This window comes from Mycobacterium sp. 1245852.3, assembly GCF_001669335.1.
Classification (GTDB): domain Bacteria; phylum Actinomycetota; class Actinomycetes; order Mycobacteriales; family Mycobacteriaceae; genus Mycobacterium; species Mycobacterium europaeum_A.
Genome location: NZ_LZLL01000211.1, coordinates 1 through 9691, shown reverse-complemented (window position 1 = coordinate 9691; position 9691 = coordinate 1). Strand labels below are relative to the sequence as shown.

8 protein-coding genes and 2 pseudogenes are annotated in these 9691 nt (G+C 67.9%); 8 read left to right on the top strand and 2 right to left on the bottom strand.

All coding sequences use genetic code 11. The features are described 5' to 3' along the window. Positions 1 to 4 precede the first annotated feature (4 nt). Positions 5 to 457, bottom strand: a pseudogene (locus A9W96_RS09720) (pyridoxamine 5'-phosphate oxidase family protein); the annotation flags it as partial. A 148-nt stretch (positions 458 to 605) separates the two neighbouring features. Here A9W96_RS09720 and A9W96_RS09715 point away from each other — a divergent pair. Beyond that, entirely contained in the window at positions 606 to 1214 is a 609-nt protein-coding gene (locus A9W96_RS09715) for a TetR/AcrR family transcriptional regulator C-terminal domain-containing protein (protein ID WP_067139327.1), read from the top strand. 73 nt (positions 1215 to 1287) lie between these two features. Beyond that, the gene (locus A9W96_RS09710; RefSeq protein ID WP_067139315.1) at positions 1288 to 1773 is read left to right on the top strand and encodes a DUF417 family protein; all 486 of its coding nucleotides are present in this window, start codon (positions 1288 to 1290) and stop codon (positions 1771 to 1773) included. On the opposite strand, the gene A9W96_RS09705 is transcribed toward A9W96_RS09710, so the two are convergent. Continuing rightward, positions 1697 to 2365, bottom strand: a complete 669-nt coding sequence (locus A9W96_RS09705) for a TetR/AcrR family transcriptional regulator (RefSeq protein ID WP_067139324.1) — start codon at positions 2363 to 2365, stop codon at positions 1697 to 1699. The two genes, A9W96_RS09710 and A9W96_RS09705, sit on opposite strands and share 77 nt — an antisense overlap. Positions 2366 to 2473: 108 nt before the next feature. Here A9W96_RS09705 and A9W96_RS09700 point away from each other — a divergent pair, with 108 nt between their 5' ends. The 6 genes and pseudogenes from A9W96_RS09700 to A9W96_RS31330 form a co-directional block, all read left to right on the top strand. Further along, entirely contained in the window at positions 2474 to 3109 is a 636-nt protein-coding gene (locus A9W96_RS09700; RefSeq protein ID WP_231999643.1) for a TetR/AcrR family transcriptional regulator, read from the top strand. 47 nt (positions 3110 to 3156) lie between these two features. Further along, complete coding sequence (locus tag A9W96_RS09695) at positions 3157 to 4941, top strand: NAD(P)/FAD-dependent oxidoreductase (RefSeq protein ID WP_067139321.1); 1785 nt, start codon at positions 3157 to 3159, stop codon at positions 4939 to 4941. Further along, the gene (locus A9W96_RS09690; protein ID WP_082972121.1) at positions 4938 to 6527 is read left to right on the top strand and encodes an NAD(P)/FAD-dependent oxidoreductase; all 1590 of its coding nucleotides are present in this window, start codon (positions 4938 to 4940) and stop codon (positions 6525 to 6527) included. The genes A9W96_RS09695 and A9W96_RS09690 overlap by 4 nt, the downstream gene beginning before the upstream one ends. 100 nt (positions 6528 to 6627) lie before the next feature. Further along, positions 6628 to 7695 carry a sulfate ABC transporter substrate-binding protein gene (locus A9W96_RS09685; RefSeq protein ID WP_067139309.1) on the top strand — a complete coding sequence of 356 codons (1068 nt, stop codon included), beginning with the start codon at positions 6628 to 6630 and terminating at the stop codon, positions 7693 to 7695. 18 nt (positions 7696 to 7713) lie between these two features. After that, the gene (locus A9W96_RS09680) at positions 7714 to 9492 is read left to right on the top strand and encodes a SulP family inorganic anion transporter (protein WP_067139306.1); all 1779 of its coding nucleotides are present in this window, start codon (positions 7714 to 7716) and stop codon (positions 9490 to 9492) included. Positions 9493 to 9545: 53 nt separating this feature from the next. Then, positions 9546 to 9691, top strand: a pseudogene (locus tag A9W96_RS31330) (SDR family oxidoreductase); the annotation flags it as partial.

Below are 9691 nucleotides of genomic sequence, written 5' to 3'. Positions count from 1 at the left end.
ATTAGGTGGCGTACGGCCGGCAGCGGATGACGACGCGGCTTTCGCGCTCCGACATCGCCGCGATGTGGGGTCGGGCCTCCTCGCCGAGCGGTTGGCCCGACATCCGGCCGGCAACCGCCATCATGACGTCCACCACGAGGTCGCGGTCGTCGTCGACGGTCGCGTCGGCGTAGACCTGCAGATAGCTGAAGGGCCACCGCTCGTCGAGGACGCACAGGCTGACCTTGCCGTCGCGCGCGATGACACGGGCCTTGCCGCGGCCGGCCATGGTGGATACCAACAGTTCCCCGGTGTCGGTGGGGATGTAGTAGACGACCGACATGGCCGGCCCGTCGTTGCGGCGGCGGTAGCCGAACACGCAGGTGCGACGGGTGCGGACGAATTCGCGCCGCTCCGAGGGAAGCATGTCGCGGTCGGTCGGCGCGGTGAAGGGCTCCGCGGCCAGGGGGAGGAGCATGTCTAGACGTCCTGATGTCAGGGGCGTTGACCCGGCTTGTGATTAACGGATACAGTGTGATCATAAATATGGCAGCCGTCAAGCGGGAGTGTCCACCTTGCCCGACGTGACCGGCCCCAACCGGGCCCGCGGCCGCCCGGCCCTGCCGCTGGAACGGATCGTTGCGGCGGCCCTCGAACTCGTCGACGAGCACGGGGCCGACGGGCTGTCCATGCGTACGCTGGCGCAGCGCCTGGGTTCGGGCACTGCCACGCTGTACCGTCACTTCGCCAACCGGTCGGAATTGGTCGCGGTGATCGTCGACCGCATGCTCGGCGAGGCCGATCTGGACGCCGAAGCGCTGACCGCGCTGCCGTGGCAGCAGGCGTGTACTTCCTTCGCACAGCGCATGTTCGACGCGCTGAGCCGCCACGGCAACGTCGCGTCATTGTTGATCGGACACGTGCCGATGGGCCCCAACGCGCTGGCACGCCGCGAGCGGATTCTGTCGATCCTTCTCGACAACGGATTCCCGCCGGTGGTGGCCGCGCACGCCTACGCCACGCTGTCGCGCTATGTGTTGGGCTTCGCGATCCAACGTTCCAGATCCGCGGCCGCCGACGACGATGCCGAGTTGACCGCGGCATTCCACACCCTTGATCCGGCGCGCTATCCCGCCACCGTCGCCGTCGCCGACGAGCTGCCCGTTCCCCTGGAGGAGGAGTTCGCGTACGGGTTGCGGCTCATCGTCGCCGGCCTCGAGCGATTGGGTCGCTGAACCCATCCCGGTTGAAAACCGTGTCCCCTAGGAACAATTGCGCCCATGCCCATCCGAAGGGACTCGTTTGCCGATGATCGAACACACCCGGGCCGCAGCACCGCATCGCCTGGCGCAGGTTTTTACCTCATACGGGCAACTGATCAGCCGCTACGGCTTGGTGGTCGTCTTGGCATGGATAGGGTTCGGCAAGTACGTGAAGATGGAATCCCGCGTGCTCATCGAACACAGCCCGTTGATGAGCTGGGTCTATCACGTTTTCAGCGTCACCACCGTCGCCCGCGGGCTGGGAACGATGGAAATCGTTGCCGCGCTTCTCATTGCGCTGCGGCCGCTGTGGCCCCGCGCGTCGGCGGCCGGCAGTGCGCTGGCGGTGATCCTGTTCATGGGCACGCTGAGTTTCTTGTTCACCACGCCGCACGTGGTCGGGACGCACGCCGCCGGCCTTCCGGTGTTGTCGGCGCTGCCCGGCCAATTCCTGCTCAAGGACCTTGTACTGATCGGCGTTGCGCTGTGGACGCTGGGCGATTCGCTTGGGGCGCGAAAAGCGTTCCCCTGACCAGTTCCTTGGCCGACCGCAGTGTGGCCGCGTAGGACGCCGGAGCCAGGCTGGCGGCCTGCTCGGTCAGGCCGCGGGTCAGGGCGTAGATCGCGTTGACCGCGGCGCGCACGTCGGTGCCGGCCGGCAGCCCCGCCCGCGCCTGGGCGTCCTCGATGATCTCGTAGACGATGTCGCGCAACGCTTTTAGACCATGATACCGGGGTCGGCGGCCGCGTGTGCGCGCGGTCGTCTCGGCGCGCATCACCCGGTCGAACGCGGCCAGGTGGGGGTGCTCGCGCAACAATCGGTCGAACTCGTCCAACACCGCCACCACGCGGTCGACGGCGTCACCGTTCGACGCGGCGGCGGCCCGCAGTCGTGGGCGCGCGATCTCGTCGATTTCGGAAACGACCGCGTCCAGCAACGCGGACTTGTTCGGAAAGTAGTGATACAGGCTGCCGCTCGTCATGTCGGCGGCCCGGGCGATCTCGCGGATGGTGGCCCGTGAGTAGCCCACCCGGGCCACGCAGCTCATGGTCGCCGCGAGGATCCGGCGGCGAGTCTCCTCGCCGCTCGCGCCGACCGGGCGACCTAGCTGCGCCCGCGTCATGGTGATGTCTTCACTCGTGCGTCCCGTCCGGCGGCTGCACGGCCAGCTGCCGCTCGCGGCCAAATATAATCGTATGATCGATTACTAGGTCTGGCATGGAGGGAAGCGGTGCGTGCTGCAGTGACCACAGCGCCGGCGCCGTTGGGCCGCCCCGTCGGGGCCGACGGTCAGCAGACCCGCGCGCGGATCATCACCTCCGCGATGCGCTGCGTGGCCGAGGCGGGCTACTCACGGGCCACCATCCGCGAGATCGCACGCGCTGCCAAGGTCACCAGCGCCAGCCTGTACAACTACTTTCCGAACAAGTCCGAGCTGATCCGGGCGGCGATCGCGGCCCGAACCGAGGTGGCGTTGCCGCGGCTGCGCCGGGCGGCCGCGGGGCCCGGCGGGGTGATCGAGCGGATCGAAGCGGTGCTCGACGAATCCGGCCGATTGATGCGCGAATATCCCGATCTCGCCGCCTTCGAGTGGGCGATCCGCGCCGACAACGCGCTCGGGGTGGAGACCAGCACAGGCTTTCAGGCGTTCCGCGAGATCATCGAAGGCATCGCCGGGGATGCCGCCGACCGCGGCGCGGTGGAAGCGGTCTATGCGCTGATCTACGGCCTCACCGAGCTGGCGGCCACGTTGCCGCCCGACGATTACCACGCGGCACTCGGCTCGGCCAAGAGGCTGATCAGGGGGACGCTGCTGGGCCCGGCGCCGCCACGGCAGACTCGGCGGGCCAAGCCGCCCTTGATGTGATCAAGCGATTGATTATAGAGTCGCAGCACAAGCAGGAAGCCACGACTTTGACCGAGACCTTGGGCGCGCAGTTCGACGTCGACGCGCTGCGACAGAAGTACGCCGAAGAGCGGGCGCGGCGGCTGCGGCCCGAGGGGATCGCGCAGTATGTGGAGACGGCGGGCGCGTTCGCCCGATTCGCCGAGGACCCGTGGGCGGACGGGAACTTCACCCGCGAGCCACGCACCGACGAGGTCGACGTGGCGGTCATCGGCGCCGGCTTCGGTGGGCTGTTGACCGGAGCGCGGCTGCGCGACCTCGGTGTGGCAAGCGTGCGGCTGATCGACCGGGCGGCCGACGTCGGCGGCACCTGGTACTGGAACCGGTACCCGGGGATCGCCTGTGACGTCGAATCCTACGTGTACCTGCCGCTGCTGGAGGAGCTGGGCTACATTCCCTCCGAAAAGTACGCCAAGGGCCCGGAGATCTTCGCCCACTGCCGGCGTATCGCCGAGCACTACGACCTCTACCGCGACGCGTGCCTGCAGACCGATGTGCACGAGATACGTTGGGATCCAGGCGATTCCCGCTGGGTCATCCGAACCAACCACGGCGACGAGATGCGGGCCAGGTTCGTCTCCATGGCCAACGGGTATCAGGCCAAACCGAAGCTGCCCGGTATCGAGGGCCTAAACCGTTTTCGGGGCAAGGCGTTCCATACCAGCCGGTGGGACTACGGCTACACCGGCGAGAAGCTGCAGCAGCTGGCGGGCAAACGCGTCGGCGTCATCGGCACCGGGGCCACCGCGATCCAGTGCGTGCCGCACCTCGCCGCGGCGGCGGGCCATCTGTACGTCTTCCAGCGCACGCCGTCATCGGTCGACGTGCGCGCCAATCGGTCCACGGATCCCAACTGGGCCAACTCATTGCGGCCGGGCTGGCAGCGCCGGCGGATAGAGAACTTTCAGATCCTGACCGCGGGGGGGCGGGCCGAGGAGGACCTGGTCGCCGACGCCTGGACGAGCATCACGCGGAAGCTTCCGGTCATGCGCCACGACGGGGCGGGCTCGCCGCCTCAGGACGTGGAGCTCGCCGACTTCGCCAAGATGGAGGAAATCCGGGCGCGGGTCGACGAGCTGGTGACTGACCGCGCCACCGCCGAGGCGCTCAAACCCTGGTACGGCTACTTCTGCAAGCGGCCCTGTTTTCACGACGCATATCTGCAGACTTTCAACCGGGACAACGTCAGGCTGGTCGACACCCGCGGCCGGGGCGTGGACCGCATCACCGAGGGTGGCGTGGTCGCCGACGGGGCCGGGTATGAACTCGACTGCCTGATCTTCGCGACGGGTTTCGAGGTGGGCACCGATTACTGCCGGCGTACCGGGTTCGAGCTGGTCGGCCGCGACGGTGTGACGCTGACCGAGCGGTGGCGCGACGGCGTGCGGACGTTTCAGGGGTTGTGCGCCAATGGTTTCCCGAATTGCTTCATCGAGAGCATCGCGCAGGCGGGGCTCACCGTGAACTTCCCTTACCTGCTGGACGTGCAGGCGAGCCACGTCGCATGGATCATCGCGTGGGCGCTCGAGCGCGGCGTCACCGAGATCGAGGCATCCCCCGGCGCCGAAGCCGCGTGGGTGGACATGGTGGTGGCCCGGTCGGCCGCGACCGCCGAGCGGGCCGCGACCTGCACGCCGGGCTACTACAACCGGGAAGGCAAGGCGGACGCCAAGACCCGCCAGGGCAGCTTCTTCATCGGCGCGCCGACCGAGTACGCCGACATCTTGGCGGCATGGCGGGCGCAAGGCGGCCTGGACGGGCTCGAGATCCGCGCCGCGGGGGCCCGGCGGTGACGAGCCGGCAGGCCCGTCGGCGCTACGCCATCGGGCGGCTGCGCGCGGCGACCCGGCGCCGCGATTCCCCCCGGGTGGTGATCATCGGCGCGGGCTTCGGCGGCCTCGGCGCGGCGGTGGCGCTGCGCCGCGCCGGCATCGACGACCTGGTGATCATCGAGGGCGCCGACGGCGTGGGTGGCACCTGGCGGCGCAACACCTACCCCGGCGCGGCATGCGACATCCAGAGCCACCTGTACTCGTATTCGTTTGCGCCGAACAAGCATTGGACCCGAACGTACGCCCGGCAACCCGAGATCCTGGCCTACCTCGAGTCGGTGGCCGACGATTTCGACCTGCGCCGCCACCTCATGCTCGGCACCCGGGTGCGCTCGGTCCGCTGGGACTCAGCGAGCTGGACCTGGGAGTGTCAGGTGGAGAGCGCCGGGCGCGCCGCCACGCTGACCGCCGACGTCGTCGTCTGCGCCATCGGGCTGTTCGGATCGCCCCGGCTGCCCGACATCGAGGGCCTGACCGACTTCGCCGGCGCGCTGATGCACACCGCCCGGTGGGAGCACGGCGTCCAACTGGCCGGCAAGAGCGTGGCGGTGATCGGGACCGGCGCCAGCGGCGTGCAGGTCGTACCCGAACTGGCGAAGGTCGCGCGCAGCGTGACCGTGTTCCAGCGGACCCCGCCCTGGATGGTGCCCAAGGACGACCGGCCATACAGCGCAACCGAATTGGCGCGGTTTCGGCGCAACCCCCTGGCGGTGCGCCGCGCCCGCTGGAGGATCTGGAAATTCCAGCACGACAACACCGCCACCTTCGCCGACGATCCGCTGGTGGCCACCCGCACGCACGTAGCCACCTCGTTCCTGGAACGCACCGTGGCCGATGCGCGGCTGCGCCGCCAGCTCACGCCCGACTATCCCTTTCGCTGCAAGCGGGTGCTGCTCGGCGACGAGTATTACCGGGCATTGCAGCTAGACAACGTCGAACTGGTGACCGAACCCGTCGAGCGCGTCGGCCCGACGTCGGTGACCACCGCGGCCGGTCGCGTGGTCGATGTCGACGCCATCGTGCTGGCCACCGGATTCGAGGCGTCGCGCTATCTGTCGGGCATCGACGTCATCGGGCGCGGAGGGCAGCGGCTGCACGAGCTCTGGGGCGTCGACCCGAGCGCCTACCTGGGCGTGGCCGTCGCCGGATTCCCGAATTTCTTCATGCTCTACGGACCCAACACCAATCAGGGCGGCAACTCGATCGTCTACATCCTCGAGGCCGGCGCGCGGTTGATCGCCAGCGCGGTGAGCCGGGTGGCGCGCCGGGGTGGCTACGTCGACGTGCGTCCCGAGGCCGAAAAGCGCTATAACGAGCGGCTTTCCGCGGACCTGGAGCGCACGGTCTGGACGCGGTGCGACAGCTACTTCCGGTCGCCCACCGGCCGCATCGTGACCCAATGGCCCTACACCGAGCTGGAGTACGCCCGGCGCACCTGGCGGCTGCGGCCGCGGGAATGGCTGCACCGCACCGATCGCGACCGGGACGGGCCGCCCACACCGCCGACGTCGCCGGCCCCGACGGCCGGTCACTTATCTTCAGGCTGATTCTCATGGCTGTCGGCACGTGGCCCGATAGTTAACATTTTTTGAATATGTTCGTGCCAGACGGAATCGTCTGGGGTGCTTGCCGTGAAGGGACGCCGGGATGCTCAAAGCGCGTCCGAGATTCGAGCGACCCCGCATCGGCTGGCTGAATGTCATCGGTGTCGCCGCGATCGTCCTGGCCACCACGGCCGTCGTCGTCAAAAACCTTCCGGCTCCCGGGTCCAACCAGATCCTCAACGTCTCCTACGACCCGACGCGGGAGCTGTACGCGGCGATCGACAAGGCCTTCATCCCGCAATACCGCGCGCACACCGGAATCACGGTGGACATCAAGGAGTCTCACGGTGGGTCGGGGCGTCAGCTGCGCAGCGTTCTCGATGGCAGCCAAAAAGCCAGCGTGGTGTCGCTGGCGCTGATCAGCGACGTCCAGACGCTGAGCAAGCGGGGCCTCGTCGCCGACAACTGGCAACGGCGCCTGCCGAACAATTCGGTGCCGTACACGTCGACCATCGTCTTCGTCGTCCGGAAGGGCAATCCCAAGGCCATCCACGACTGGCCCGACCTGATCAAGCCGGACGTGGCGGTGGTAACGCCCAACCCGCGCAGTTCGGGCAATGGCCAGCTCAGCGTCCTCGCCGCTTGGGGCTCGGTCACCACCCGCGGCGGCAACCAGGCGCAGGCGGCCGATTACCTGCGGGCCCTACTGCACCATGTGGCGGTCTCCGACGCCGGCGCCCGCAGCGCCGCCGACAGCTTCGCGCTGGCGAAGATCGGTGACGTGCAGCTGACTTGGGAGAACGAGGCGCTGCGCGAGGTCGCCGCCGCCAGGGACGAACTGGAGCTCGTCTACCCGCCGGTCAGCATCCTCGCCGAGCCCGCGGTGGCGTGGGTCGACGCCAACGTCGCCGATTCGAAGACTGCGACCTACGCCAAGGCGTACCTCAACTATTTGTTCACCGACGCGGCGCAGGAACAGGCGGCGCAGTACGGCTACCGGCCGTTCAAGGCGGAAATCCTTGCCAGACACGCCGATCGGCTGCCGCCCCTGTCGCTGTTCCGGATCGGCGCCATCGCCAAGGACTGGAACGACGCACGCGAGCAATTCTTCGGCACCAACGGAATCCTCGACACGGTCTCGGCGCCGCCCGCCGCCGCGTCGGGCGCATAGCGGAAAGACGAGCACCACGTGGCGTTTGCCCTGAAAGCCCTGAATTACGACCCGCTGAAAGGCCGCCATGACGTGATCGCGGGCCTCACCGTCGCCGCCATCTCGTTTCCCCAGGCGATGGCGTATGCCCTGATCGCCGGCGTGGATCCCAAGTTCGGCGTGTACTCGGCGATCGTCGTGACGATCGTGGCGTCGATCTTCGGGTCGTCCTCGCACCTGATCAACGGCCCGACGAGCGCCATCTCGCTGCTGGTGTTCACGGCGCTCGCCTTCATCGACTCGGAAAACAGCACCGAACTCTTCGAAGGGCTGTTTCTGTTGGCCGTCATGGTGGGCGGATTTCAGATCGTGATCAGCTTGTTCAAGCTCGGCAACCTGACGCGCTACATCTCCGAGTCGGTGATCATCGGGTTCATGGCGGCCGCAGCGTTTCTGCTCGCCGTCGGGCAGCTGGGTAACGCGCTGGGGGTACGGGACAACGGCAACGGTCACATGCAGGTGTTGCACCGAGTCTGGCTCACCTTGACCCACGGCGACCACATCAATTACCGCGCCCTGACGCTGAGCGTCGCGGCGGTAGCCCTGGCGGTGGTCCTGCGCCGCCTGGTGCAGCGATTCCGGTGGCCGCAGATCGACATGCTCGCCGTCCTGATCATCGCCTCGCTCATCGCGTATTTCGCGGGGTGGTCGACCCCCGGCGGCAACGGTCGTACGGCCGTCGCGGTGGCGGCCAAAATCCCGCGCAGCCTGCCCGCCCCGCACATCCCCGAGGTCCACACCGGCTGGTTGCCGCATCTGTCGGAGCTGTCAGCGGGCGCTTTGGCCATCGCCTTCGTCGGCATCATCGAGGCGCTGTCGATCGCCAAGGCGATCGCCTACCAGACCCAGCAGACGATCGACTACAACCGGCAGATCATGGCCGAAGGCCTGGCGAATATCACCGGTGGCTTCTTTCAGAGCCTGCCCGGCTCGGGCTCGCTGTCGCGATCGGCGATCAACTTCCAAGCCGGTGCACAGACGCGGTTCTCCGGAATCGTCTCGGCCGCAACGGTAGCCGCCGCGCTGCTGTTGTTCGCGCCGCTGCTGCGGTACGTTCCGCAGCCGGCGCTGGCCGGGCTGCTGCTCGTCACGGCCGCGCGGCTGGTCGATTTCAAGCGATTGGTCTACACGCTCAAAGCGTCGCGCTACGACGCGGGCCTGGTGATCGTCACGGCGTTCACCGGGGTGGCGATCGACCTGGACAAGTCGGTGCTGCTCGGTGTAGTCCTCTCGATCCTGCTGTTCGTGCCGCGCGCGGCCAAGCTGAAGGCCAAGGAGCTGATCGTCACACCGGAACGCGTTGTGCGCGAACGCGTTCCGGGCGATCCGGCCGACCCGTCGATCCTGATCTACGATCTGGAAGGCGAGCTTTTCTTCGGGGCCGCGCCGGAATTGGACCGGTACCTGCAGGAGATCAGCCGGCGCATCGCGGACGACGGCGTCAGGTTCGCGGTGCTGCGCCTCAAGCGAGTGCGCCACCCCGACGTGGTCTGCATCGAACGCATCGAGCACTTTCTGCGCGAGGAGTCCGCGCGCGGCGTCACCATCCTGCTCGCCGGGGTGCGTCCCGACACGCTGGAGGTTCTGACGAACGTCGGGTTCGAAAGTTGGTTCCCCGCAGGCCATGTCTTCCCCGAAGAGGACGAGGAATACTCGGCGACGCTCAAAGCCGTGCGCTATGCCCACGGCAAGCTTGCCGAGCTGAAACCCAAAGCGCCGTTGCCCGCGGCGCACTCGAAGTTGTACTACCTCGTCTGACCCGGCTCGGGTGCCGGACTCCCGGCCTTCAGTGCCGCGATGACACCGCCGTCGACCAGCAGGAACTCGCCTCGCCGGTCGGTGACGGGATGCGGGCGATGGTCGCCGCCTCGGCGACGGGCCGCCTCGGCACTCCGGACGACATCGCCTCGGCCACCGCGTTTCTGCTCGGCCCGGAAGCGTCCTTCATCACCGGCAC

What these genes read in the sequence shown, in the direction of transcription:
- A9W96_RS09710 (WP_067139315.1), top strand. Translation starts at nt 1,288, where the DNA reads ATGATCGAACACACCCGGGCCGCAGCACCGCATCGCCTGGCGCAGGTT.
- A9W96_RS09705 (WP_067139324.1), bottom strand. Translation starts at nt 2,365, where the DNA reads ATGACGCGGGCGCAGCTAGGTCGCCCGGTCGGCGCGAGCGGCGAGGAG.
- A9W96_RS09685 (WP_067139309.1), top strand. Translation starts at nt 6,628, where the DNA reads ATGCTCAAAGCGCGTCCGAGATTCGAGCGACCCCGCATCGGCTGGCTG.